Below are 23,210 nucleotides of genomic sequence, written 5' to 3'. Positions count from 1 at the left end.
AAGTCTGGCAACGTTCCGGCCTTCCCCGTTCTCCGGGACCGGCATGACCAAGCGGAGCCGACGCGGGGCAGGGGAGCGGTCAGCCGGTCAGGTGCTCGCCGAAGAAGGCGGCGAGCCTGGCGACGGCCGGGGTGACGTACTCGTCGCGGTCGTACAGATCCACGTGGGTGGCGCCGTCGATGACGAACAGTTCCTTGGGCTCGGCCGCCTTCTCGATGGCCTCGCGGCTGAAGTAGGCGCTCTCCGCCTCGGAACCGATGATCATCAGCAGCGGCCTGGGCGCGATGAGGTGGATCATCGCGTACGAGTCGTACTGGGCGATCTCGTCGATGCTGCGCAGCACCCAGCCCTGGGCCGCCCGCGGGTGGTGGCCGCGCGGCGTACGGTAGTACTCCCAGGTCTCGCGGAACTGCCTGGTCTCGCCCTCCAGCAGCTCCTCGGCGTCGGCGGGGATCCACGGCACCATGGGCGGGGCCTCGCCCCGCGCCTCCGCCGTGCGCGCGGCGCCGGCCCGGTCGAGCATGGCCTGGAGCACCTGCGGAGGTTGGGTGCGGCCGAGCCCTTCGCGAAACACCTGGCCGAGGTCCACGGCGCTGACGGTGGCCACGGCCTTGACGCGGTGGTCGGTCTGCGCGGCGTACGGGACGAAGCCGCCGGACGCGCAGATGCCCAGGGCGCCGATGCGTTCCGGGTCGATGTCGTCGCGGGTGGACAGGTGGCTCACCGCGGACTTGACGTCCTCGGCCCGCTGGAAAGGACTTTCCAGCCCGCGCGGCTCGCCCTCGCTCTCCCCCTGGTACGCGGCGTCGAAGACGAGCGCGGCGAACCCGGCGCGGGCCAGCCGTTCGGCGTAGACGCCGGCCGTCTGTTCCTTCACGCCGCCGCCCGGGTGGGAGACGACGACGGCCGGCAGCCGGCCGCCGGTGTGGTCGTCCGGGGTGAACAGGATCCCGGCGAGGGTGAGGTGGGCGCTGGGGAAGCTGACGTTCGTCTTCATGTCCTCGGTCTTCGTGTCCTCGGTCTTCGTGGCCGGTCGCGGAGCCGCGGTGCTCTCACCGCCTCGACCGGCGCCCGGTCATGCCGGGCACGGCGCCGAGACTCGCACGCGCCACCGCGCCGCAAAAGGGGCGGCCGTTGTCCTGGGACAGCGCTGTACCAGGACAACGGCCTTGAGCATGCGAGCGCTCAGACCTGTGCGAAGGGAATGCCTTGATGAGGCAGTCGCGGGGCTGGGTGGCCGCGAACAGGCAGAGCCCATCGTCACCACATCTGGCTTGTCCGAGTTGAGGAGGAGAGGGAGGAAGTTCTTCACGGTCAGGGCTTCGGCGGCAAGCTGGGAGAGCGCGGCGCTGCGGGCCCGGCCGGGCCGAATTTCGGGCTGGTTCGGCCGCTGTGTCAGCTGGGCGGTGCCGATCGGCCGTCCCGGCCGGCCGCCGCGTCGTCTTGCCGGTGGGCGGTGGCGGGCGGCTGTCCGGAGTCCTGGTCTTCGACGTCCTGGTGGGGGCCGGTGTCCTTCCGAGGGCCGGGGTCGTGCCCGGTGTCCTGCGCGGTGTCCTGCTGGTGGGCAGCGGCCTGCCGCTGTTCGGTGTCCGGCTGGGGTTCGGTGTCCGGCTGGGGTTCGGTGTCCGGCTGGGGTTCGGTGTCCGGCTGCCGGACGGCGGCCTGCTGCTGGTCGAGCAGGGCCCGGGCCACGGCGGCGGTCCTGAGAGCCTCCTCGCGCTGCTGTTGAGCGGTCTGCAGCGCGCTCTCCGCGGCGGCGAGCGCGCCGCGCAGCCGGTTCACCTCGTCGACGGCGGCGGCCCGGGCCTGGTCGGCCAGGGTGCGGCCGTGCTCGGCGACGGCGGCCGCGGTGGCGGCCTGCTCGCGTCGCTGCTGCTCAGCGGCCAGGTCGCGACGGAGGCGTCCGGCCTCCTGGGCGTGCGCCTCGGCGGTGCCGCGGGCCTGGTCGCGCGCCTGCTCGGCCTCGCGGGTGTGCTGCTCCTGCTCCCGCAGCCGCTGCCGGAGATCGGCGAGATCGCGCCGCTGCTCGTCGGCCTGCTGTTCCAGCTCGGCGATGCGGGTCGTGGCGGCTGCCTGCAGTTCGGTGAGCCGGGCGGCCCGCTCCCGGGCGGCGTCGCGGTCCGTCTCGGCCTGGCGCCGCAGGGCGGTGGCGTCGGCGGCGGCCTGCTCGGCCTGGGCGCGGGCGGCCTGGTGTTCGCCGACGTGGCGCCAGGCGTCCTGCTCGCGTTGTTCGGCGCGGTCGCGGGCGGCCTCGGCCTGCTGCCGGGCCTGCTCGGCGGCGGCGATCCGGGCGGCAGCGGCGTTGGCCGCGGCGGTGGCGCGCTGGTCGGCGGCCGCGGCGGCGGCGCGGGCCTCCTCTGCGGCCTGTTCGGCCGCCTCGACCTGGGCGAGCGCGCCGTTGCTCAGCTCGGCGAGCTGGGTGCGCAACGCGTCCTGGGCGGCCTGCCACTGCTCTCCGGCGGCCAGCAGCGGGGAGAGCAGGTCGTGGGCGCGCAGCAGCGCGTTGGCCACCGGGGCGGAGTGCGCGGTGGTGCGGGCCCGGTACGCGGCGGCGCGGCAGGCGTCGCTGCAGTATTTCGCCCGGCTGCTGCGCCCGGGGAGGGCCTTGGCGCAGCCGGGGCCGGCGCATCGCGGCTCGGGCTCCCGCCGGTCCGCCGCCTCGTCGCCGGCCGTCTGATCACTGCTCGCGCCGGTGTCGCTGGCCGTCGCGGTTTCCTGTTCGTCTGCCACGGACAGCAGCGTAACGTTCGAAGCGAACGAACGCATCTGTTCCGTGCGTTCGCGAACGGTCATCTTCTCAAAGCTGACCCGTGATAACCTTCCTTATCGCGGGTCAGGATTTGCCGGTCCCCCACGGGGTTCCGGAGACGGGCGGGAGAACGGATGTGGACGACGAGGTGACGGGCGTCGACGAGGGACGGGCGCTGCCGGAGCGGACGGCGGGGGAGCGGCCGTTGGGGGAGCAGGCCCCGATCCTCCCGCTCACGGAGAACGAGGAGAACGCTGGGAACGCGGAGACGCACACCTCCGCCGACTACACGCTGAGCGCGCGCACCCGGGCCCGCATCGCCGACGGCGTCCCCGCCAACACCCGCCGCGCCTACGCCCGCCAGTGGGCTGCCTTCACCGCCTGGTGCGCCGAGCACGGCCGCGTCTCCCTGCCCGCGACCGCCCACACCCTGGCCGAGTACACCGCCGGACTGTGCGACGCCGGGCAGGCCCCGGCCAGCGTCGAGCAGGCCATCGCCGCGGTGCGCACCATGCACCGCCTCGCCGGCCACCCCGCAAGCCCCGCCACCGAGTCCGCCCGCCTCGTGCTGCGCGCCCACAAGCGGCAGCGCGCCGAGGACGGCGGCCGCGGCCAGCGCGAAGCCCCGCCCATCACCATCGACGCGCTGCGCGCCATGGTGAGCGCCTGCGACCTCGACACGCCGATCGGCCGGCGCGACCGGCTGCTGCTCGTCCTCGGCCTGGCGCTGATGGGCCGGCGCAGCGAGCTGGTCGCCCTCATGAGGGAGGACGTACGCGAGGTCGCCGACGGCCTGGAGGTGACGATCCGTACGTCCAAGACCGACAAGGACTCCGCCGGCGAGACCATCGCCATCCCGCGCGGCAGCCACCCGCTCACCGACCCGGTCGCCGCCTGGCGCGACTGGCTGCAGCTCCTCGACCGGGCCGGGCACACCGAGGGCCGGCTGCTGCGCCGCGTCAACCGGCACGGCACGATCGGCCCCTCACTCGGCGCCGGCGCCGTCAACGTCATCGTCCGCGACCTCGCCGTCCGCGCCGGCGTGCCCGCCGCGGAGCGCGTCACCGCGCACAGCCTGCGCGCCGGCGGCGCCACCGTCGCCTACGCCGCCGGCGTCCCGGTGGCCGTCATCGCCAAGCACGGCCGCTGGGCTCCCGCCTCGCCCGTCGTGCTGCGCTACATCCGCGCCGTCGACCGCTGGCGCGACAACGCCATGCGCAACGTCGGGCTGTAGCCGGTACGCGTTCGTCGGTGCACGGCGTCTCGCACGGCGTCTCGCACGGCGTCTCGCACGGCGTCTCGCACGGCGTCTCGCACGGCGTCTCGGACGGGCGGACGCTAGGGTGCGGACGCGACGACCGGGGACAGGAAGTCGTGGACGAGCCAGTCGTAGCGGCCGCGGTCCACGTTCCACGCCTCGGTGTGCTCGCCCTGCGCGAACGGCTCGAACCGGATCTTCCACCCCAGGCGCGCGCCCGTGGCGACGAGGCCGTGCGCCTCCTGGATCGGGTGGTCGGTGTCGGGGACGGTGTGGATCAGCAGGAGGGGCGGCCGGACCCGCGGCGGATGGTGGATCAGGCTGAGCCGATCGATGTCGATGCCGGTGCGCCACTCGATGATCTGGCCGACCAGCCCCGCGGTGAAGGCGGGCAGATGGTGGTTCCTGGCGCCCTGCTCCGCCGTCATCCGTACGTCGATCATGGGGGCGTCCATGATGACCCGGTCGACCAGGTGCGCGAGCGGCGACCGGCCGAGGAACTGACCGACGATCTGGCCGCCCATCGAGGTACCGTACAGGATGAACCGGCGCGCTCCCATCGTCTGCGCCTGGCGCAGGGCCGCCTCCAGGTCGCGCCACTCCGCGTCGCCCAGGTGCAGCAGGCCGTCGGGTGAGGGCGGGGCGCCTTCGTCGTTGCGGAAGCTGATGTCCAGGAAGGGCAGCCCCAGCCGGTGCACCACGGGCAGGATCTTCAGCTTGGCCTTGCGCCGTCCGTTCTGCCCGTGCACGGCCACGACCCACGTGGTGCCGTCGCCCGGCACGTACCAGGCCGGGGCGGGGCCGAGCTCGGTGGGCACCATGATCTCGGTGAAGTCGATTCCCCAGGCCACCTTCGGATCGCCGGGAGGCACGTTGCCGAAGAAGCCGGGGGTGCCCACCGAGGGAACCGGGCCGCGCAGCACCTTGCGCGTGACCCCGCCCGGCGTGTCGGACACGACGTCGCCGAGCATCGAGTGCGCGCCGCTCCACTCCAGCCAGTACGTGCCCGGCTTGGCCGACTGCGGCGTGCGCGTCAGCGTCACCGTGTCGCCGTGGACGGCGAGCACCCGGGTGTTGCTCGTGCCGTGGCGCACGACCTTGATCGCCTGGTCGCTGCCGTACCACGCTCCGGCTCCCATCGCGGCGGCCACGAGGGCCAGGACGGCCGCGCCCGCGATCCAGCCCCGCCGCCTCCGGCGGGGCGCTCGCTCACTTCCGGACGCCATCGAGGACCCTCCGTGCCGTACGCCTGCACAGCTCGCGAAAGCCGTCCTCCTCCAGGCTGATGCGGCCGCCGAGATAGAGCTGCACGAGCCCTTGGACGGACGCCGTCAGCGCCAGGGTCACCTCCAGCGGATCGTCCTGGCGCAGCACCTTCTCGCGCATGCCTTCCTCCGCCAGCGTGACGAGCAGCCCGAACGGGGGCGCGCCACCCGCGAAGTCCTCGGGAAAACGCCGGGCCCGCTCGCGGCGGTCGGTCATGAGGAACGTGTACAGGTGGGGTTGTCCCAGGGCGAAATCGAGAAAGTCCTCCAGCAGTCCGAACGCCCGCTCCTCCCAGGAGCCGCCGCTCGGGACCCGGACCCCCCACCCTCCGGCCAGCTCGCCGAAGGCCCGCTCGGCCACCGCGTCGAGCAGCGCCTGCCGGCTGGGGAAATGCTTGTAGGCCGCCATCGGCGACACTCCGGCCAGCACGGCCACCCGCCGCATGGTGACGGCCCCGGCGCCCTCATTGACGAGAATGCTCCGCGCGGCCTCGGCGATCTTCTCCGCCGTAGGGGAAACGCTCATGGTGTACACAGTAAACCATGACGGTTTACTGTGTACACCGAATGCGGCTGATCATCTCTCTGGTGATCGTGAAGTGCGGTCACCGCGAGGCGGATACGCGGTGACCGGCCCGGCTGAAAGGGCTTCGGGGTCAGGCGGGGGAGACGGCGCCGGTCCAGACGGCGTTGGCGGCGGAGTAGACCGCCAGCAGCTCGTCGTCGAAGTAGGGGGACACGGCCGTGTCGTAGCGCAGGTTGCCGTCGGCGTCGGTGAGGCTGAGGGTCAGGCCCTTCAGGTAGCCTCTGGCGCCGGCCGCGTCGTAGTTCAGCAGCCAGGAGGAGCCCTGCGCGCCGTGCGCGGTGAACCAGGAGCGCACGGGCAGCAGCCGCTCGCCCTTCAGGCTGGGGACGTGGGCGGTGGTCGTGACGCTGCCCACGGACATCTTGATGTTCTGCCCGGTGTACGGCCGCACGCCGTCGGGGTGCGGCCCCGCCGGGTAGCCGAAGACGTTCACCGAGGAGCCGAGCGGCTGGTTCCAGGCCAGGCCCTGCCCGCCGACGTTGTCGCCCAGCCTGCCGTGGCCGGTCGGCTCGCCCGTGGCGGAGGGGACGACGCCCTCGTAGACGTTGACGAAGGCGTAGCCGCGGTCGAAGTCGCGGTCGGTGTCGAAGTCCTGGTGGCCGGCGAGCTGCTTGCCGACGTACAGGCCCAGCGGGGCGGTGCCGGCGGTGTAGCGGGGCACGAACACCCACTTGCCGAGTGCGGCGCCGGGGGTCTGGGTGTCGAACGCGCACTGCGCCGCGGTCGCCACGACGTTGCGGTACTGCGAGTGCACGGCGCTGCCCGTGCACCAGTGCGGCAGCCCGTCGGCGCCGATGAAGAAGACCTTGCCCGAGGTGATCGGGCCGTCGGGGAACGCCGGACCGCTGACGGACGGGAGCGACGGCGCGATGCGGCCGGGCTTGCCGCCGGGCGTGATCCCGGGTGGACCGCACCGGTTTGTCGGCGACGGACCGTCATGTCCACCTCTCTCTCGCGGACGCGATCACCCGTCCGGGCCTACCTTTCACCCCCTTTCCTGCCGCTTGACGGGCGCCCTGGGTCTGGCCCGCGGCGTCAACGTGATGCAGACCTTGTAACGCGGCAAGACACGCGGCGGGTGGACCCTGCACCCCTTCCTATGCCTGCTCCTTGTACACCGCCTCGATGTTGTTGCCGTCCGGGTCGTCGACGAACGCGCAATATGCGCCGTACTCCGGCCAGCGGCGGGGTTCGTGCCGGGACCGGCCGCCCGCCGCCAGTGCGGCCTCGTAGAAGGCGTCGACCGCGGCCCGGTCGCGGGCGGTGAACGCGATGTGCGCGCCCCGTGTCACCGTGGCGTCGCCCGCCGGATACAGACCGAAGGACGGGGTGTCCAGGTCCTCCTCCCAGAACTCCGCCCCGCCGTCGGCCGCCTGCCCGACAACTCCGAGAGGCTTCAGCGCGGCGGTGAAGAAGCGCGTACTCGCCTCGAGGTCGGAGGCGATGAAGGTGACGTGGTGAATGAAGGGCCATCGTTCTGTCATGACCGCGGAGTCTACGAGAGCCCGGCGCCGACGCTCGTCCCGGGCCTCATGCAGGTCACCGCCCCCCGGCCGCCGGCCGGCCCCGAGGCGCGGGAACCGGCCGTCGGCGGGCGGGCAAGTAGGGGTGTTCCATCCGTGAGCCGAGAGGCCAGAGCATGTCAGAAACGAGCCCCGCCGATTCGGCCGTCATCGCGCGGTCCCGGCAGGAGCCCGAGGTGTTCGGCGAGATCTTCCGCAGGCACGCCGCCGAGATCAAGAGATTCGTCATCCGCCGCCTCGGGCTCGACGTCGCCGAGGACGTGGTGGCGGAGACCTTTCTCGCCGCCTTCCACCAGCGCGGCCGTTACGACCTGAGCAGGCACACCGCCCTGCCCTGGCTGTACGGCATCGCCACCAACCTCATCGGCCGCCACAAGCGCACCGAGGCCAGGCAGCTGAACCTTTTGGCCCGCACCGGCGTGGACCCGGTCACCGAGCCCTTCACCCCGCGCAGCGACGAGCGGCTGAGCGCCCAGGCCGTACAGCGGCGCCTGGCCGCGGCGCTCGTCGCGCTGCCCGCCGGGCACCGGGACGTGCTGCTCCTGGTGACTTGGGGCGGCCTCAGCTACGCCGAGGCCGCCGAGGCGCTCGGCATCCGCATCGGCACGGTCCGCTCACGCGTCAACCGCGCCCGCGCCAGGATCCGCGAGGAACTGGGCGGGACCGACCCCACCGCACCCGTCATCGAGGAGGTCCGCCATGGATGACCTGGCCCGGCTCAACGACTTCCGCTCCGAGGTCCCCGCGCGGCTGGACCTGCGGGCCGAGGAGGAACGCCTTCTCGCCGGCATGTCCGCGCCGGCCCGCCCCGACTTCCGCCGCCTCGGGCTGCGCGCCGCGCTGGCAGGCGGTCTGGCGGCCGCGGTGGGAATGGCGGTGTTCGCCGTCCGGGGCGGGCCCGCCCCGGCGCCGCCTCCGCCGGTGATCCGCACGGTCGCGGCCGTGGAGCTGCTGACGCGGGCGGCCGAGCGCGCCGGCAGCCGCCCGGAGCTGCGGCCCAGGCCGGGCCAGTTCCTCGTCTTCCGGTCGCAGAGCATGGATTCGGCCGAGTCGGACGGGCAGATCTGGCTCTCGCGCTCCAAGCGCACGATCTGGCTGCCGGTCGAGGGCAGCTCGGTCGGGGGAGTCGTACGGGAGGAGATCCTGGCGCCGCTGCCGTATCCGGGCCGCCCGCTCCCGCCGGCCGCACGCGAGGAGCAGGCGCGGGCGGGCAGGCCCGGCCGCCCGGAGCGGGCGGCCGACTTCGACCACCGCGCCGAGTTCCTGCGCAGCGACTACGCCTACGTCAGCGAGCTGCCGGCCGACGCCGACGGCATGCGCAGGCACCTCTACACGCGGCTGCCCTTCGACGGGCTGCAGGACTACGAGGCGTGGAACCGGGTCGGCGGGCTGTTGCAGGAGTCCTACCTGCCCGCCGCCCAGCGTGCCGCGCTCTTCCGCGCCGCCGCCACCATCCCGGGGGTGGTGACGGTGAAGGAGGCGCGGGACGCCGCCGGGCGCGAGGGCATCGCCGCGGCGATGGTGTCGCCCCTCGGAGTCAGGGAGGAGTACGTCTTCGACCCGGAGACCTACGACTACCTCGGCCGCCGGGGGGTGGTCGTGGACGCCGGTCGGGCCGGTGCGCCGGTGGGGAGCGTGGTGTCGTCGAGCGCGCAGCTGGAGGTGAGCGTCGCCGACAGCGCGCCGGACGTCGAGTAGCCCGGCGCGACGGGCCCCGGGCGGCCGGGTGCGACAGGACACCCGGCCGCCACCCGGTCGGCCGCGTCACTCGGTTCGCCGGCCCTGGGGAGGGCCCGCTAGCGCCCGATCTTGTCCAGCTCGGCGAGATCCTCGCCGGAGAGCGAGAGTCCCGCGCCGGCGACGTTCTCGCGCAGGTGGGCCACGGACGACGTGCCGGGGATGAGCAGGATGTTCGGCGACCGCCGCAGCAGCCAGGCCAGGGCGACCGACATCGGCGTCGCGCCCAGCCGGGCGGCCACGGCGGACAGCGCCTCCGACTGCAGCGGGGTGAAGCCGCCGAGCGGGAAGAACGGCACGTAGGCGATGTTCCGGGCGGCGAGCTCGTCGATCAGCTCGTCGTCCTGGCGGTGGGCGAGGTTGTACATGTTCTGCACGCACACGATCGGCGCGATCGCCTGCGCCTCCCTGACCTGCTCCGGGGTCGCGTTGCTCACCCCGAGGTGCCGGATCAGGCCCTCCCGCCGCAGCTCGACGAGGGTCTCGAAGGGCTCGGCGAGCGAGCCGGGCAGCGGCCCCCGGGCGTCGCCGAGCCGGAGGTTGACCACGTCGAGCGCGTCGAGGCCGAGGTCCTCGAGGTTCTCGTGGACGGCGCGGCGCAGCTCCTCGGGCCGCCGGGCGGGGGGCCAGCCGCCCTGCGGGTCGCGGACCGCGCCGACCTTGGTCACGATGTGCAGCGCCGGGGGATAGGGGTGCAGCGCCTCGCGGATCAGCCAGTTGGTGACCCGCGGCCCGTACGCGCCGGCGGTGTCGATGTGGGTGATCCCGAGGGCGGCGGCCTCGCGCAGGACGGCGAGCGCGCCGTCGTGGTCGGCGGGCGGCCCCATGACCCCGGGGCCGGCGAGCTGCATGGCGCCGTAGCCGAAGCGGGTGACGGTCAGATCGCCCAGGGTCCAGGTGCCGCCGGGCAAGGGCGCGGAGGATGCGTTCATGGTCGTGTCCTGATCTTTCCTGCTGGATGGATGGCGCGGAGGGCCAAGAGCCCTCTTCGCGCGGGCCTGTCGATGGTCGCCCGTGGGCGGGCGTGGCCTCCAACACCGATGCGGTGCGCTGTCATACCCGGCGGGTATCACGGGGTAGGCTGCGGCCGTGGACACCCTGGAGACCCGCGAGCTGAGATACTTCGTCGCCGTTGCCGAGGAGCTGCACTTCGGCCGCGCCGCCGAGCGCCTCGGCATGGCCCAGCCGCCGCTGTCCCGGGCGATCCAGCAGCTCGAACGGCGTCTCGGCGTCCGCCTGCTCGACCGCGACCGGCGCGGCGTCGCCCTGACCGGAGCCGGGGAGATGCTGCTGCACGAGGGCCGGGCGGCCCTCGACGCGGCCGCCGCCGCGGTGCGCCGCACCCGCCGGGCCGGCGGCGCCGACGGCTCCGGCGGTCCCCGCAACCGCCTGGTGCTGGCGGTGAAGGCCGGTTCGTCCCACGAGCTGCTGCACAAGCTCCTCGACGCGTACGCCGCCGAGCCCGGCGCCGCCGAGGTCGAGGTGCTGCCGAGCGGCACCTGCGAGCAGGGGGAGATGCTGCGCGACGGCCGCGCCGACGTGGCGCTGATGCACACGCCGTACAACTCCCTGGCCGGGTTCGACAGCGAGGAGCTGATGACCGAGGGGCAGATCGTCATCCTGCCCGCCGGGCACCCGCTCGCGGCGCGTCACACGCTGTCCCTGGCCGACATCGCCGGCCTGCCGCTCGCCCGCTGGCCCCGCGACGGCGTCTATCCTCCTGGTCCGGGCCCCGAGATCCACGACCAGACGCAGCTGGCGCAGCTGATCGCCCTCGGACGCACCGCGGCCGTCTACCCCGACTCCGCCCGCGCCTGGTTGTGGGCCGAGCACGCCGCCGTCCCCCTGATCGACGCGCCCCCCGTCGTCACCCACATCGCCTGGCCCGCGCACAGCCGCTCCCTCGCCCTGGCGGAGCTGATCCGCACGGCCACCCGGCTGTGAGCCTGCCGCAGGGGTGAAGCGATCAGGAATCGAGAAGCGGGCCGCTTATCCCGAGCCTAGGGTGACATGCATGAACGTCAGTATTCACGCGAGTTTCCTGCCGCATGACGACCCTGACGCGTCCCTGGCCTTCTACCGCGACGTCCTGGGTTTCGAGGTGCGTGACGACGTCGGCTACGCCGGGATGCGCTGGATCACGGTGGGCCCCGCCGGCCGGCCCGAGACGTCCATCGTCCTGCAGCCGCCGGCCGCCGACCCCGGGGTCACCGACGACGAGCGCGCCACGATCGCCGAGATGATGGCCAAGGGCACCTACGCCGGCGTCCTGCTGGCCACCGACGACCTCGACGGTCTTTTCGAACGCGTGGAGGCCAGCGGCGCGGAGGTCGTCCAGGAGCCGATGGATCAGCCGTTCGGGGTGCGTGACTGCGCCTTCCGCGACCCGGCGGGCAACATGGTCCGGATCCAGGAGCGGCGCTGAGCACCCACCCCTCGGACGCCGCACAGCGACACGAGACACATGGAGTCAGGCACATGCCTCTGAAGCTCGACGTGGTCGCCCTCGGGGCGCCCGAAGTGAGCGCCGCGCGCCGGTTCTACACCACCGCGTTCGCCTCCGCCGCCACCGACGCCGGCCACTCGGTGCACCTCGACCTGCACGGTACGGGACAGCTCGCCCTCTCCGCGACCGAGGACCTCGCCGAGGCGGCGGGCGCCGATGCGGCGACCTCGGGATTCCGCGGCTACGTGCTGACCTGCACCGTCGGCCGGCCCACCGAGGTCAGGACCCTGATGGAGACCGCCGACCGCAACGGCGCGGAGGTGCTCAAGCCCGCGAAGAAGGCCCTGTTCGGGTCGTTCTCGGGGGCGTTCCGGGCGCCGGACGGCGCCGTGTGGAAGGTGGCCTCGGCCACCGCCAAGGACACCGGCCCGCCGGCGGCGACGCCCCGGCCGAGCGAGACCACGGTCATCCTCGGCGTGGCCGCGCCGAAGGCGTCCAGGACCTTCTACGAGTCCCTCGGCATGACCGTCGATCGCGACTACGGCAACAAGTACATCGACTTCCGCCCGGCCCCGGGCGCGGTCAGGCTCTGCATGATGGAGCGGGGGGTGCTGGCGAGGGATGCGGGCACCGCCAAGGACGGTGACGGCTTCTCCGCGATGGTCTTCACCCACCTCGCCGGGTCCCGGGACGAGGTCGACGCGATCCTCGCCGCCGCGGCCGCCGGCGGTGGCCGGATCACCACTCCTGCCGCGCGGACGCCCCGGGACGGGTACTGCGGCCACTTCACGGACCCGGACGGGTTCTGGTGGAAAGTGATGCACTGAGCCGGCCATGACCGTTCATCCGAACCAGCGAAGGAGACCCATGAGCGCCGCACCGAAGGCCAACGAGAACGAGCAGCGAAGCACGTCCTCCCGGGACGGCCTGTCCGCGGAGGAGCGGGCCGCCGTCAAGGAGCGGGCGGCGGAGCTGAGGAACGACGCCCGCCGCGCCCGCGGCGCCGGCAAGGCCGCCGCCGACGAGCGGGACGTGCTCGCGAAGATCGCCGAGATGGCGCCGGCGGACCGCGCGCTGGCCGAGCGGGTCCACGCCGTCATCACGTCCGCCGCGCCGGAGCTGGCGCCGAAGCTGTGGTACGGCCAGCCCGCCTACGCCAAGGCGGGGAAGATCGTGTGCTTCTTCCGCAGCGGCCAGGTGGACAAGGAGCGCTACTCCTCGCTGGGGTTCACCGTGGAGGCCAACCTCGACGACGCCGACGGCATGTGGCCCACGGCCTACGCCCTGACCAGGCTGAGCGAGGCCGGCGAGGCCGCCCTCAGGGAGCTCGTCATCAGGGCCGTCTCCTGACGGAGCCCGGCTGACGTGAGAGAAAAGGCGCGTGCGAGCTGTTTCACGCTACGTCCGGAAAAGAACGTGACGCAAAGAGGAAATACCAGCGGGGGCCATAGGTTTTTCCTATGGCCGCCGCTCATTCGCCCGCCGCCGGTCGCGCGGCTGCCGTCATAGGCCGGTTACAGGGGATTTATAGCGGCGTGGGCCATGCTGCGCCTGACCTGCCGCAACCCTTCCCGCCCATGGAGTGAGCAATGGCGCAGCACGTACTGTTGTCCGACCCGCGCATCGCGGCGATTCCGGTGCGGGAGTGCGGTGAACCCCTCGTCGATCTGCGCGACGAGAAGACCATCCGGCTGGACGCGCGGCTGGCCGACCCCGCCGGCGCCTACGCGCACGTCCGGCTCGGCGTCGGGGACCGGCTGGCGGCCGCGCAGGCGCAGCTTCCCCGGGGACTGCGGCTGCTCCTCGTCGAAGGCCACCGCCCCGCCTTTCTCCAGGAGCGCTACTTCACCGGCTGCCTGTCGAGGATGCGCGACGCCCACCCCGGCTGGCCGGCCGACCTGCTGCGGGCCGAGGCCGGCAAGTACGTCTCGCCGCCGGAGACCGCGCCGCACGTGGCCGGGGGAGCGGTGGACGTCACCCTGTGCGCCCCGGACGGGACCGAGCTGCCGATGGGCACGGAGGTCAACGCCACCCCGCCGGAGCACGGCGAGGAGTGCTACACGGACTCGCCCGCCATCTCGGCCGAGGCGCGCGGCAACCGGAAGGCCCTCATCACCGCCATGACGGCGACGGGGTTCGTGAACTATCCGACGGAGTGGTGGCACTGGTCCTACGGCGACCGCTACTGGGCGTACCTCACCGGGGCCTCGCACGCCCGCTACGGCCCCATCGATCTGGTGCGCTGAGCCGCTCTGCTGCCGTTCGAGATGAGGCCGGCCTGGCGGGGGAGGACCGGGGCCGGCGCGCCCGCTCGCGGCGTTCCGTGATAGGCAGGCTCACACCATGGAATTCTTCTGTTACCACCGTGACCGGCCCGGCTCCGGGGCCCTGCGCGAGAAGCTCGCCGAGGAGCACTGGTCCTACATGGACCGCTATGACGCGCGGCTGATCGCCCGCGGCCCCACCCTCGACGGCGACACGGCCACGGGCAGCGTGCACATCGTCGACCTGCCGGACCCCGCCGCCGCGCGGGCGTTCGCCTTCGACGAGCCCAACTACCAGGCCGGCGTCTACCGCGACGTGCTGCTGCGCCGCTGGCGCAACGTGCTGGGCCGCACCATGTGGGACTTCCCCGGCGGCCGCGAGGGCGGCAACCGCTATCTGGTGCTCGGCCTCGGCACGGGCCAGGCCGCCGACCTCGTCCCACCGCCCGGCCGGCGGGACGACGTGATCGCCTACGGGCCGCTGCTGTCCGACGACGGCGCCACCTGGCTGGGCACGGCGGCCCTGGTGCGCGCGACGGACCCGGGCACGGCCCGCACCGTCCTGACCCCGGAGCGGTATGCCGGCGTCGAGGTCCACGACTGGGAGTTCGGCGGGCGACGCTGATCAGGGCGCGCGGCCCCGTACCCATGGTCGCGAATCCGCGCTCGCCGTGAGGAGGCGCGCCTCAGGCGCGCAGGGCGTCGATCAGGGCATCGACGGCGGCGAGCGCGGCGGCCGTGTCGAGCCCCGCGCGGGAGACCAGGGAGAGGCCCTGGACGGTGAAGAGCAGGAGCTGCGCCTGGGCCTCCGGGGTGGCGGAGCGGGTGACCTCGCCTTCGGCCTGCCCGCGCCGCAGGGCGTCGGCGACGATCCGGGTGAAGCGGGCGTGCGAGCGGGCCACCAGCTCGCGGGCCTCGGCGTCCTGGGGGACGAGTTCGGCGGTGGTGTTGCCGATCATGCAGCCTTGCGGGCCACCGGCCTCGGCGGCGTACTCCTCTGTCCGGGCCGGGGTGGCGAGCACCTCGCGCAGCGCCGGCAGCACTGGGCCTGACGCCAGCGCCTCGACCAGCCGGTGCTCGTAGGTGTCCCAATACAGCTGGACCGCCGCCAGGTAGAAGTTGCGCTTGTCGCCAAAAGCGCCGTACAGGCTGCCCCGCTCCAGGGCCAGCGCGTCGACGAGGTCCTGTACGGAGGTCGCTCCGTAGCCCCGGGACCAGAACAGCAGGAGCGCGCGCTCCAGAGCCTGGTCCTTGTCGAAGGCGCGGGGGCGCCCGGTCCGTGCCATGTGCCCAGGCTACGACTTTTTGACCGCTTGCACAAAAGGCCGTACGGTGAGGGCCGGCCGACTTCTTGAACGATCACACAGAAGTCGGCGGCGCGAGCGCGCCAGAATTCACGAGAGGCAGAACCCCATGAACTTCGCGGGAAAGACCGCACTGATCACCGGATCCGGCGCCATCGGCGGGCTCGGGCACGCGACGGCGACGATCCTCGCCGCCGCCGGGGCTGACGTGATCATCACCGGCGCCGACCCCGGCCGCGGCGCCCGGGTCGTGGACGACGTGCGGGGGCGCGGAGCCGGCGCCGTGCGCTTCATCCCCGCCGACCTGGCCGACCCGCGGGCCGTGGAGCGGCTGGCCGAGGAGGCCGGGGCGGTGGACGTCCTCGTCAACAACGCGGGCGTCGTCCCGTTCAGCGCGACCGCCGACCAGGACCTCGCCGCCTACGACGCCGCCTTCGCGGTCAACGTGCGCGCGCCGTTCATCCTGGTCGCCCGGCTCGCCCCGAAGATGGCCGCCCGCGGGGGCGGCAGCATCGTCAACGTCAGCTCCACCGCGGCCGGTCTCGGCCTGCCGGCGATGGCGACCTATGGCGCCACCAAGGCGGCGATCGAGTCGCTGACCCGCACCTGGGCGGCGGAGTTCGCCGCGTCGAACGTGCGCGTCAACGCCGTCTCGCCCGGCCCGATGGCCACCGCCAAGGTGGTGGCGGCCATGGGGCCCGACGTCGGCGGCATGGGGCTGACCACCGCGCTGAAGCGCGCCGCCGACCCGGCCGAGGTCGCCCAGGTCATCGCCTTCGTCGCCGGCGACGGGGCCAGCTACATGACCGGTGCGGTCGTCGCCGCCGACGGCGGCCGTACCGCCATCTGACCGCGGGCGCGCCGGCGGGGCCGGGCCACCGTCCGATCCCAGGAGCGCCCGCGGAGGCCGGACGCCATCCGGCCGCAGGCGCGCCGGGCGCTCCGCGGCCATCCGCCGCCATCCGCGGCCATCCCGCGCCACCACTGTCATCAGGACCACGCGCCTTGGCGCGAGTGAGGAGAACCAGGTCAATGGGTCGTCTTGAGGGGAAGTACGCACTGATCACGGGCGGGACGAGCGGCATCGGGCTGGAGACCGCCCGGCAGTTCCTCGCCGAGGGAGCGGCGGTCGCGATCACCGGCCGCTCGCGGGAACGTCTGGAGGAGGCCGCCCGGCGGCTGGACGGCCCGCTGCTGACCATCGTCAGCGACGCCGGGGACGTACCCGGCCAGGCGGCGCTCGCGGCCCGCCTGCAGGAGGAGTGGCCGCGACTCGACATCGTGATGAGCAACGCCGCCGACGTCACCCATCTCCCGATCGAGGAATGGACCGATGAAGCCTTCGACAAACTCGTCGCCACCAATCTCAATGGGCCATTCTTCCTGGTCAAAGCCCTGATCCCGCTCTTGTCCCGGCAGGCCTCGATCATCCTCGTCGGCTCCGTCTCCGCGTTCATCGGGCACGAGAACGCGGCGGTCTACGGCGCCGCCAAGGCGGGCCTGCTGTCCCTTTCCCGCGGGCTGACCTACGAGCTGAAGGAGCGAGGCGTCCGGGTGAACGGGCTCAGCCCGGGGCCGACCCTTACGGACACGTTCAAGTCGCTCGGCCCCGAGCGGCAGGCCGCCCTCTACGAGGAACTCCGGCGGACCGTGCCCCTGCATCGCATCGGCACCGCCACCGAGGTGGCGAAGGCGGCTGTCTACCTGGCCTCCGACGAGTCCGCCTACACCGCGGGCACCGTCCTGCGCGTCGACGGCGGCATCGGAGAACTCGCCTACTGACCTCGGCCCTCCGCCGCATGCTCGCCTGTGACCTCGACTCCCCCCGCATGGCCGTCGCGTCGCCCGTCTCGGCCGGGGATGCGCCGGCCCGTCCCCGGCCGAGACGGATCAGCGGGATTCGGTGACGCCGAGCGGGGGCGGGGCGGCGGGCGGAGCCGGGCGGCGGCGGGTGGCAGGGGGTGGGGTCGGGGAGGGCCGGGTGGCGGCGAAGATGCCGGCGGCGGAGGTGATGTGGGCGGGGTGGTCGCTCGCAGGGGCGGGCCGAGCGGAGGTCTCTCCTGCCCCATTCCACGGCCCCCGCCACTGATCACGTCACATCTGTCGAGCCGAAATCTGGTGGTGTACTCTCATTTGCTATCAGACCCCTCTTTGGGGCACGGCTGTCGTGATTCCACTCCGAGGGTGAGATCGGCTTTGACTGCCTGCGTCCGCGAGGACGTACCCCGCCGGTCGTTCTCGCGGACCGTGTACACGACATCCGGATCGCTCCACCGGTGACCATGGAGGTGGCCCGTCATGGGTGACGAGATCAACGGCCTGCACCACGTGGGCCACATCGTGCGGGACATGGACCAGGCGATGGAGCGGTATCGCCGGCTGGGCTTCACGGTGCCCGCCCCCGCCTACCCGGTTCTTCCCCGCGTGCCGGGCGGGCCCGCCGAGGCGTTCGGGGTGGTCAACACCCACGTGTACTTTCCCGGCAACTTCGTCGAACTGGTGGCCGTCATCCCGGAGGGCGGCCCCGTGCCCGGCCACGCCCGCCCGATCCCGCTGCAGGTGCCCGACGACCGGTTGCCCGGGCTGGTCGCCGCCATTCGCGCGACCGCCGCGAACATCACCTCCTTCCTCCAGCGTTTCCAGGGCCTTCACATCGTGATCGCCGACACGCCGGACCTCGACGGCGTCGCCCGGCGGCTCACGGCAGTCGGTGTCGGTCATGGCGGCGTACACGCGATCCAGCGACCCGTGGAGACCGCCACGGGAACCAGGATGGAACCCGCCCGCTACCTGGAGATCTCCCACCCCGGCCTGCCTGCGGGCCGCGTGCCGGAGGGCAGGATCGGCTTCGCCGAGAACCCGCCGATCGAGGCGCCTGAGGGCCACGCGCACACGGACCACCCCAACGGGGCGACCGGCCTGATCGAATGCATCCTGTGCGTCCCCGACGCCGCACTCTCAGACCTGCACCAGCGCTACGGCGCCTACTTCAACCATCCCGACACCGGCCGAACCCGAAACGACCAGGCGGGAACCGGTCGGGCTCGGGACAGCTGGGCGCGGGAGGACCGGACGCGAGGTGGCCGGGCCCGGGGCGACCAGACGGGAAACGGACAGGCCCAGGGCGACCAGACGGGAAACGGACAGACTCAGGACGGCTGGGCGCGGGACAGGGGAGGGACCGCCGGTTCCGGCGTAGCCCGTTTCGGCCGGGCGAATGTCACCATCGTCTCCGCGTCGGCCCTCGACCGCCTGCTGCCCGGTGAGCGTCCGCCGGCTCTGCCCGCGTTCGTCGCCTACGCGGTGTCGGTACGCGACCTCGCCACCACCGAACGACACCTACGCGCCAACGACCTCCCGGTCACCCGAACCGTCCCCGAAGAGCTGTTCGTACCCGCCGACGCCGCCCTCGGCGCCGCCATCATCTTCCGCCAGGACACCTGAGAAGCCTCTCGCTCGGCGAGAACGGCTCGCCCGGGGGCGGCGGCCTGCGCAGGAGGAGAAGAGCATCCGAGGTAACGCGCGCGCGACCAGCGGACTCGGGCACGGCGAGGACAGGTGCCCATGGGGAGAAGGCCATGCGCGAGGCGGCCTACGTGCGGCCGTGCGGCATGTGCGCGTCGCTGACGTGGCGACACAACCGTCACTGACGCGGCGACACAACACATCAGGTTTTTTGAATTTTATTTTCCAGAAAATGGAAAATTGCTAGGCTGACGCCGTGACAGCGGACTCAAGTTTGGTGACGCCGTGTAAGCACTGTGGTGCGCCGATCGAGCAGCGGCGGGGGAGAGGGCGGCCGAAGGCGTACTGTCCGGAGAAGGGCTGTCAGGCCGCCGCCAAGCGGGAGCGCGAGCTGCGGCGGGCCACGCCCGGGCTGGAGGGCGCCCTGGCCAGGGCGGAGCAGCTGTACGACCGGATGGAGAGCGGGCTCGCCGCCGCCATCGAACCGCTGGCGCGGGCGCTGGCCCAGGAGCTGAGCCCTGCCGGCGTCGAGGCCAAGATCAGCGCCGTGCAGGCCGAGGCGCACACGCGGGTCGCGATCGCGCGTACCGAGCGTGAGCAGGCGTTCGAGCAGGTACGGCTGGCACGCGAGGCCGCCGAGCACGCGCGCAGGCAGACGGCCGAGATGCGCCGCCGGCTGGAAGAGGCCGAGCACGAGCGCGAGACCGCGCTGGGCGACGCCGAGCGGGCCCGTGAGCAGGCGCTGGCCGCGCTGCGCGAGGCGGCGAGCACCGAGCGGCAGGCGTTGCAGGCGGCAGAGAAGGCCGAGCGGCGCGCCGAGCTGGCCGAGCGGCGGGCCGAGGAGGCCGCCCGCCGGGTCGAGCTGACCGAACAGGCCGGGGATGAGGCCGTGCAGGAGCTCATCGACCGGGTCGAGCTGGCCGGCAAGCAGGTGGAGGAGGCGCGGGCCGAGGCCGTACAGGCTCAGGAGGACGCCGCCCTCGCCAGGCGGGAGCGGGACCGCGCCCGGGAGGAGACGGCGGCGGCCGAGGCGGCGCGCGAGCGGGCCGAGCGTGAGCTGGTCGCCGCCAGGGCACGCGAGGAGGCGGCGGCGCAGGAGCGGGAGCGCGCCGTGGAGCGGGCCGTCACGGCGGAACGGGCCGCCGCCGCGGCCGAGCGGGACCGCGCGGTGGCGCTGAAGGACGCCGCACAGGCCGCGGCCGAGGCAGAACGGCTGGCCGGCGAGGTGGCGGCGCTGGAGGAGAGGAACGCCGCGGCGCTGTCCAGAGAGCGCAAGGCGCTCTCACGCGCCGACGCGGCTCTCAAGGAACGCGATCGGCTCCACGGGGAGCTGCGACTGGAGCGGGTGCGGCTGGAGGATCTCCGGGCCGAACTGGAGTCGGTACGCGCGGAGGCGGCACAACTACGGGAACGGGCGGTGGCGGCGGAACTGCGTTCGGCGTAGCGAGCCCGGCAGGCGGAATCACCCCGGCCATGCGCGAGGCGATGACAAGGTCCGCCCTCATGTGCTGCGGCCGGACCGGAACAGCACGCACGCGCCCTGCTCCCGCACGGCCGCGTCCGCCCTCATTCGCGCGGCCGGACCGGCGATCCGGCCCGACGCGCTCACCGCGCTCAGCCTCCCCACCGACCCGGATGCGCTGTTGACCGAGCACTCCCGCTCGCTGGACGCCGCGCTGCGGGAGGTCGGCGGACGTCTGGCGGCCAATCCCGACGTGCGGGTGGACGAGGCGGGGAAGATCCACCTGACCGGGGTGAAGGCGATTGAGGAGCCGCCGTCGCTGGTGGACCTGCGGGCCCGCACCACGGCGATGCTGCCGCGCGTGGAGTTGCCCGAGGTCATCCTGGAGGTCATGTCGTGGGTGCCCGAGCTCGCCGAGGCGTTCACCGCGGTGTCCGGCGGCCGGTCCCGGCTGAAGGACCTGCCGACCTCGATCGCGGCGTGCCTGGCCGCGCACTCCATGAACGTCGGGTACCGGCCGATCGCCAAGAAGGGCGTGGAGGCGCTGGAGCGATCGCGGCTGTCGCACGTGTTCCAGAACCACTTCCGGCCCGAGACGTTGTTCCCGCAGGTGGAGATTGGTGTGAGCGACTACACGGGGAACTGGTCGATGACGCCGTCGTAGGTGTTCTGGGCGTCGGTCAGCGCGAGGCGGCCGTAGATTTGACAGACCATAGGAGCATCGGGGCCGGTCAAGACGTACTGGAGCGTCTCATCAGGAAGCTCGGATTTCGTGGCTCACGGCCTCGAGGTAGTCGCTGATGGCTCGGTGGTTTTTCGTGAGGCATTCGATCTTCTCTGCCATGCGGTCGCGTTCGCGTTCGAGTGTCTCAATCATGTCTGGGGTGACGTACGGCAGGTATATCGCCTTTGAGCTGTCCAGGCAGGGAAGGATCTGCTTGATGATCCGGGTGGGCAGGCCGACTTCGAGGAGGCCCCGCACTTGCCGCACCCGGTCGACAACGTAGTCCTCGTAGCTCCGGTACCCGTTGGGGAGCCGTTCGGAGTGGATCAGCCCCTGTTCCTCGTAGTAGCGGAGCATCCGCACCGGCGTGTCCGTGCGCTTGGAGAGCTCACCGATCTTCATCCCCACACCCTTCGTGTCTGGGCTCCGATACAGCCGGACTTGACCCTCACACCAATGTCACACATTGATGATCAGGGTATGACACGAACGGATACATCACGAACGGATACATCACCATCCCCTTCCGCCGCTGACGCACGGTTCCCGCTCGCGGGTCTGCTGGCTCTGGCTGCCACGGGGTTCATCACGCTCCTGACGGAGACGATGCCCGCTGGGATGTTGTCGCAGATGAGCCGCGACCTGGGAGTGAGCGAGGCGGCTACGGGGCAGGGCGTCACGGTCTTCGCGATCGGCGCGATTCTCGCGGCGGTCCCTCTCACGAGAGCCACGATCGGCTGGCGACGCAAGCACCTGCTGCTGTTCGCGATCTCCGGGTTCGCGGTCGCCAACACGGCCACGGCCTTTTCCGACAGTTTCGCGCTCACCCTGGCCGCGCGGTTCCTCGGCGGGATCGTCGGCGGCATGCTCTGGGCGCTCCTTGCCGGTTACGCCCGGAGGATGGTTCCCGCGCACCAGCGCGGCAAGGCCATGGCCATCGCGATGGCGGGCGGGACCGTGGCACTGTCCGTCGGGGTCCCCGCAGCCGCGTTCCTCGCCAAGGCCGTCGAATGGCGATTCGCGTTCGGGATCATCACGCTGGTCACTCTCGCACTGATCGTATGGGTGATCGCCACCGTTCCGAACTTCCCCGGCCAATCCAAGGGCGCACGACTGCCGCTGGCCCACACGTTCCGTCTGCCCGGAGTCGCCCCGATCCTCGTCGTGACGTTGACGTTCGTGTTCGCACACAACATCCTCTTCACCTACATCGCACCGTTCCTGGCCCCGCTCGGCATGGCGGGTCAGGTCGATTCGGTGCTGCTCACCTTCGGCCTGGTCTCGCTCGTGAGCATCTGGCTCACCGGCGTACTCATCGACCGGCACCTGCGCATGCTTATGATCCTGGCCTGCGCGCTCCTGGCCACAGCCGCTGTCATCCTGAGCGTCTTCTCTGGCAACCCCGCCCTCGTGTACGCCAGTGCAGCCCTGTGGGGACTCGCGTTCGGCGGTGCTTCAACCCTGCTGCAAACCGCGATCGCTGACGCCGCAGGCGCAGCGGGCGACGTCGCACAAGCACTCCTCACCACATGCTGGAACATCGCGATCGCCGTAGGCGGGATCATCGGCGGTATCACCCTCAACGTGCTGGGACCCCCCTCCTTGAGCTGGGTCACACTCGCGCTCCTGCTCCCGGCGCTCGCTATCGTCATCGGCGCACGTCGACACGGATTCACCAGCCGCACATTCGAACGCGAGACCGCCTCCGAACCGGACGCACGACACCAGACAGCCGAAAACGACGCGCTGGCGTGATCGGCGGCGCCGCCTCTTGCATCCGCCGCCTTGTGGCGAGGAACAAGGCGCAAGACCTTCGACTTTCCCGGTAGAAGCCACGTAGCGGCACCGCGCTCCTCACACAGAATCGTGGAGCTGCGACGATTCGTGACAACTCCCTGCGCTTTGGAGCTGGACGGTTCCGGACCTGTGCGCGGGCGGGGCCGGGCCTCGTAGCCTTGGTCGGCGGACGGGCAGCACCTGCCTGCCCGCAATGGCCCGTCGCGAGGCCCCGCGCGTGGTCCCCGTACAAGTCGGGAACCGTCCAGCGGCATCGATCCCGGCCGTCGAGCGGCTCGACGGAACTGACCTTGGCGCCGGAAGCGGGGAGGGCTGCTCGGCCGGTGAGGAGCCTGGGCTTCAGGGTCCCGCTCGCGCTGGGGCGGCCGCGCACGGCACCCAATCGATCGCCAGCACCCGCCCGACCGGCCGGTCCAGGCCGAGGGCATGCGACACGCGCTGCCCGACGATGCCATCGACCGAAAATTCTACGGAAGCGGCCCCTTCCGCCTCTCCCATCATCCGCTCGGAACGGCCAGTGACGCCAACCCGAGCCCCAACGGCTCGCTAATGCCACTGACCGTTGGGTTGCTGCTCAAGCGCCGTATCCAGTTCCAGAAGAACGGTCCTTTTCGCTCGTGCGGGCGCATG

General features: G+C 72.4%; 24 protein-coding genes. 15 read left to right on the top strand and 9 right to left on the bottom strand.

Translation table 11 applies throughout. From position 1 onward, the window contains the following. Positions 1 to 79: 79 nt before the first annotated feature. Positions 80 to 997, bottom strand: coding sequence for an alpha/beta hydrolase (locus tag IO39_RS23065; RefSeq protein WP_043626802.1), 918 nt, complete (start codon positions 995 to 997; stop codon positions 80 to 82). A gap of 398 nt (positions 998 to 1,395) precedes the next feature. Then, positions 1,396 to 2,730: a coiled-coil domain-containing protein gene (locus tag IO39_RS23060; protein ID WP_157548780.1), complete on the bottom strand. Its 1,335-nt coding sequence runs from the start codon at positions 2,728 to 2,730 to the stop codon at positions 1,396 to 1,398. Positions 2,731 to 2,885: 155 nt separating this feature from the next. Here IO39_RS23060 and IO39_RS54680 point away from each other — a divergent pair, with 155 nt between their 5' ends. Then, positions 2,886 to 3,983 carry a site-specific integrase gene (locus IO39_RS54680; protein ID WP_157548778.1) on the top strand — a complete coding sequence of 366 codons (1,098 nt, stop codon included), beginning with the start codon at positions 2,886 to 2,888 and terminating at the stop codon, positions 3,981 to 3,983. A gap of 104 nt (positions 3,984 to 4,087) precedes the next feature. On the opposite strand, the gene IO39_RS23050 is transcribed toward IO39_RS54680, so the two are convergent. The 4 genes from IO39_RS23050 to IO39_RS23035 all read right to left on the bottom strand — a co-directional run bounded on the left by IO39_RS23050 (position 4,088) and on the right by IO39_RS23035 (position 7,342). Next, positions 4,088 to 5,233, bottom strand: a complete 1,146-nt coding sequence (locus IO39_RS23050) for an alpha/beta hydrolase family protein (RefSeq protein WP_043626795.1) — start codon at positions 5,231 to 5,233, stop codon at positions 4,088 to 4,090. Then, positions 5,217 to 5,798 (bottom strand): TetR/AcrR family transcriptional regulator, encoded by a 582-nt coding sequence (locus IO39_RS23045; RefSeq protein ID WP_043626982.1) that lies wholly within the window; start codon positions 5,796 to 5,798, stop codon positions 5,217 to 5,219. Before IO39_RS23045 ends, IO39_RS23050 begins: the two co-directional genes overlap by 17 nt. A gap of 130 nt (positions 5,799 to 5,928) precedes the next feature. Next, positions 5,929 to 6,612 carry a hypothetical protein gene (locus IO39_RS23040; protein WP_052423246.1) on the bottom strand — a complete coding sequence of 228 codons (684 nt, stop codon included), beginning with the start codon at positions 6,610 to 6,612 and terminating at the stop codon, positions 5,929 to 5,931. Between the two features lie 343 nt (positions 6,613 to 6,955). Continuing rightward, a complete protein-coding gene (locus tag IO39_RS23035; RefSeq protein ID WP_043626794.1) occupies positions 6,956 to 7,342 on the bottom strand; it encodes a VOC family protein in 387 nt (128 codons plus the stop codon). Between the two features lie 155 nt (positions 7,343 to 7,497). On the opposite strand from IO39_RS23035, the gene IO39_RS23030 reads away from it, so the two are divergent. Together IO39_RS23030 and IO39_RS23025 are read left to right on the top strand one after the other, a co-directional pair. Continuing rightward, positions 7,498 to 8,088, top strand: a complete 591-nt coding sequence (locus tag IO39_RS23030) for an RNA polymerase sigma factor (RefSeq protein WP_043626791.1) — start codon at positions 7,498 to 7,500, stop codon at positions 8,086 to 8,088. Further along, on the top strand, positions 8,081 to 9,079 hold the full coding sequence (locus IO39_RS23025; protein ID WP_245642152.1) for a CU044_5270 family protein: 999 nt from the start codon (positions 8,081 to 8,083) through the stop codon (positions 9,077 to 9,079). Before IO39_RS23030 ends, IO39_RS23025 begins: the two co-directional genes overlap by 8 nt. Before the next feature lie 98 nt (positions 9,080 to 9,177). Here IO39_RS23025 and IO39_RS23020 read toward each other — a convergent pair whose 3' ends face one another. After that, complete coding sequence (locus tag IO39_RS23020; RefSeq protein ID WP_043626788.1) at positions 9,178 to 10,050, bottom strand: aldo/keto reductase family oxidoreductase; 873 nt, start codon at positions 10,048 to 10,050, stop codon at positions 9,178 to 9,180. 157 nt (positions 10,051 to 10,207) lie between these two features. On the opposite strand from IO39_RS23020, the gene IO39_RS23015 reads away from it, so the two are divergent. From IO39_RS23015 to IO39_RS22990, 6 genes are all read left to right on the top strand, one after another. After that, positions 10,208 to 11,062: a LysR family transcriptional regulator gene (locus tag IO39_RS23015; RefSeq protein ID WP_043626785.1), complete on the top strand. Its 855-nt coding sequence runs from the start codon at positions 10,208 to 10,210 to the stop codon at positions 11,060 to 11,062. 70 nt (positions 11,063 to 11,132) lie between these two features. After that, the gene (locus IO39_RS23010; RefSeq protein ID WP_043626782.1) at positions 11,133 to 11,543 is read left to right on the top strand and encodes a VOC family protein; all 411 of its coding nucleotides are present in this window, start codon (positions 11,133 to 11,135) and stop codon (positions 11,541 to 11,543) included. A gap of 53 nt (positions 11,544 to 11,596) precedes the next feature. After that, positions 11,597 to 12,391 (top strand): VOC family protein, encoded by a 795-nt coding sequence (locus tag IO39_RS23005; RefSeq protein ID WP_043626779.1) that lies wholly within the window; start codon positions 11,597 to 11,599, stop codon positions 12,389 to 12,391. Positions 12,392 to 12,431: 40 nt separating this feature from the next. Next, on the top strand, positions 12,432 to 12,914 hold the full coding sequence (locus tag IO39_RS23000) for a DUF1801 domain-containing protein (RefSeq protein WP_043626776.1): 483 nt from the start codon (positions 12,432 to 12,434) through the stop codon (positions 12,912 to 12,914). A 239-nt stretch (positions 12,915 to 13,153) separates the two neighbouring features. After that, positions 13,154 to 13,810, top strand: coding sequence for a M15 family metallopeptidase (locus IO39_RS22995; protein WP_043626773.1), 657 nt, complete (start codon positions 13,154 to 13,156; stop codon positions 13,808 to 13,810). Between the two features lie 97 nt (positions 13,811 to 13,907). Then, the gene (locus IO39_RS22990) at positions 13,908 to 14,453 is read left to right on the top strand and encodes a YciI family protein (RefSeq protein ID WP_043626771.1); all 546 of its coding nucleotides are present in this window, start codon (positions 13,908 to 13,910) and stop codon (positions 14,451 to 14,453) included. 61 nt (positions 14,454 to 14,514) lie between these two features. On the opposite strand, the gene IO39_RS22985 is transcribed toward IO39_RS22990, so the two are convergent. After that, on the bottom strand, positions 14,515 to 15,114 hold the full coding sequence (locus IO39_RS22985) for a TetR/AcrR family transcriptional regulator (protein ID WP_043626768.1): 600 nt from the start codon (positions 15,112 to 15,114) through the stop codon (positions 14,515 to 14,517). Between the two features lie 127 nt (positions 15,115 to 15,241). On the opposite strand from IO39_RS22985, the gene IO39_RS22980 reads away from it, so the two are divergent. The 5 genes from IO39_RS22980 to IO39_RS22960 all read left to right on the top strand — a co-directional run bounded on the left by IO39_RS22980 (position 15,242) and on the right by IO39_RS22960 (position 20,723). Next, positions 15,242 to 15,982 (top strand): SDR family NAD(P)-dependent oxidoreductase, encoded by a 741-nt coding sequence (locus tag IO39_RS22980; protein WP_043626765.1) that lies wholly within the window; start codon positions 15,242 to 15,244, stop codon positions 15,980 to 15,982. Between the two features lie 182 nt (positions 15,983 to 16,164). Further along, a complete protein-coding gene (locus tag IO39_RS22975; protein WP_043626762.1) occupies positions 16,165 to 16,914 on the top strand; it encodes an SDR family oxidoreductase in 750 nt (249 codons plus the stop codon). Positions 16,915 to 17,430: 516 nt separating this feature from the next. Next, positions 17,431 to 18,576, top strand: coding sequence for a VOC family protein (locus IO39_RS57920; RefSeq protein ID WP_043626758.1), 1,146 nt, complete (start codon positions 17,431 to 17,433; stop codon positions 18,574 to 18,576). Positions 18,577 to 18,874: 298 nt separating this feature from the next. After that, positions 18,875 to 20,041 (top strand): coiled-coil domain-containing protein, encoded by a 1,167-nt coding sequence (locus IO39_RS22965; RefSeq protein ID WP_245642151.1) that lies wholly within the window; start codon positions 18,875 to 18,877, stop codon positions 20,039 to 20,041. Between the two features lie 61 nt (positions 20,042 to 20,102). Then, entirely contained in the window at positions 20,103 to 20,723 is a 621-nt protein-coding gene (locus tag IO39_RS22960; protein ID WP_043626753.1) for a Tn3 family transposase, read from the top strand. Between the two features lie 90 nt (positions 20,724 to 20,813). Here IO39_RS22960 and IO39_RS22955 read toward each other — a convergent pair whose 3' ends face one another. Further along, positions 20,814 to 21,185 carry a MerR family transcriptional regulator gene (locus IO39_RS22955; protein ID WP_043626976.1) on the bottom strand — a complete coding sequence of 124 codons (372 nt, stop codon included), beginning with the start codon at positions 21,183 to 21,185 and terminating at the stop codon, positions 20,814 to 20,816. 54 nt (positions 21,186 to 21,239) lie between these two features. On the opposite strand from IO39_RS22955, the gene IO39_RS22950 reads away from it, so the two are divergent. After that, complete coding sequence (locus tag IO39_RS22950; RefSeq protein ID WP_281200121.1) at positions 21,240 to 22,538, top strand: MFS transporter; 1,299 nt, start codon at positions 21,240 to 21,242, stop codon at positions 22,536 to 22,538. Positions 22,539 to 23,210 lie beyond the last annotated feature (672 nt).

The organism is Nonomuraea candida (assembly GCF_000725485.1).
In the GTDB taxonomy this organism is placed as follows: Bacteria; Actinomycetota; Actinomycetes; order Streptosporangiales; family Streptosporangiaceae; genus Nonomuraea; species Nonomuraea candida.
This window is presented reverse-complemented; position numbering and strand designations above follow the sequence as displayed.

What these genes read in the sequence shown, in the direction of transcription:
- IO39_RS23050 (WP_043626795.1), bottom strand. Translation starts at nt 5,233, where the DNA reads ATGGCGTCCGGAAGTGAGCGAGCGCCCCGCCGGAGGCGGCGGGGCTGG.
- IO39_RS23020 (WP_043626788.1), bottom strand. Translation starts at nt 10,050, where the DNA reads ATGAACGCATCCTCCGCGCCCTTGCCCGGCGGCACCTGGACCCTGGGC.
- IO39_RS23010 (WP_043626782.1), top strand. Translation starts at nt 11,133, where the DNA reads ATGAACGTCAGTATTCACGCGAGTTTCCTGCCGCATGACGACCCTGAC.
- IO39_RS23005 (WP_043626779.1), top strand. Translation starts at nt 11,597, where the DNA reads ATGCCTCTGAAGCTCGACGTGGTCGCCCTCGGGGCGCCCGAAGTGAGC.
- IO39_RS23065 (WP_043626802.1), bottom strand. Translation starts at nt 997, where the DNA reads ATGAAGACGAACGTCAGCTTCCCCAGCGCCCACCTCACCCTCGCCGGG.
- IO39_RS57920 (WP_043626758.1), top strand. Translation starts at nt 17,431, where the DNA reads ATGGGTGACGAGATCAACGGCCTGCACCACGTGGGCCACATCGTGCGG.
- IO39_RS23035 (WP_043626794.1), bottom strand. Translation starts at nt 7,342, where the DNA reads ATGACAGAACGATGGCCCTTCATTCACCACGTCACCTTCATCGCCTCC.
- IO39_RS23025 (WP_245642152.1), top strand. Translation starts at nt 8,081, where the DNA reads ATGGATGACCTGGCCCGGCTCAACGACTTCCGCTCCGAGGTCCCCGCG.
- IO39_RS22985 (WP_043626768.1), bottom strand. Translation starts at nt 15,114, where the DNA reads ATGGCACGGACCGGGCGCCCCCGCGCCTTCGACAAGGACCAGGCTCTG.
- IO39_RS23030 (WP_043626791.1), top strand. Translation starts at nt 7,498, where the DNA reads ATGTCAGAAACGAGCCCCGCCGATTCGGCCGTCATCGCGCGGTCCCGG.
- IO39_RS22990 (WP_043626771.1), top strand. Translation starts at nt 13,908, where the DNA reads ATGGAATTCTTCTGTTACCACCGTGACCGGCCCGGCTCCGGGGCCCTG.
- IO39_RS22955 (WP_043626976.1), bottom strand. Translation starts at nt 21,185, where the DNA reads ATGAAGATCGGTGAGCTCTCCAAGCGCACGGACACGCCGGTGCGGATG.
- IO39_RS22995 (WP_043626773.1), top strand. Translation starts at nt 13,154, where the DNA reads ATGGCGCAGCACGTACTGTTGTCCGACCCGCGCATCGCGGCGATTCCG.
- IO39_RS23000 (WP_043626776.1), top strand. Translation starts at nt 12,432, where the DNA reads ATGAGCGCCGCACCGAAGGCCAACGAGAACGAGCAGCGAAGCACGTCC.
- IO39_RS22950 (WP_281200121.1), top strand. Translation starts at nt 21,240, where the DNA reads ATGTCACACATTGATGATCAGGGTATGACACGAACGGATACATCACGA.
- IO39_RS23045 (WP_043626982.1), bottom strand. Translation starts at nt 5,798, where the DNA reads ATGAGCGTTTCCCCTACGGCGGAGAAGATCGCCGAGGCCGCGCGGAGC.
- IO39_RS22975 (WP_043626762.1), top strand. Translation starts at nt 16,165, where the DNA reads ATGGGTCGTCTTGAGGGGAAGTACGCACTGATCACGGGCGGGACGAGC.
- IO39_RS22980 (WP_043626765.1), top strand. Translation starts at nt 15,242, where the DNA reads ATGAACTTCGCGGGAAAGACCGCACTGATCACCGGATCCGGCGCCATC.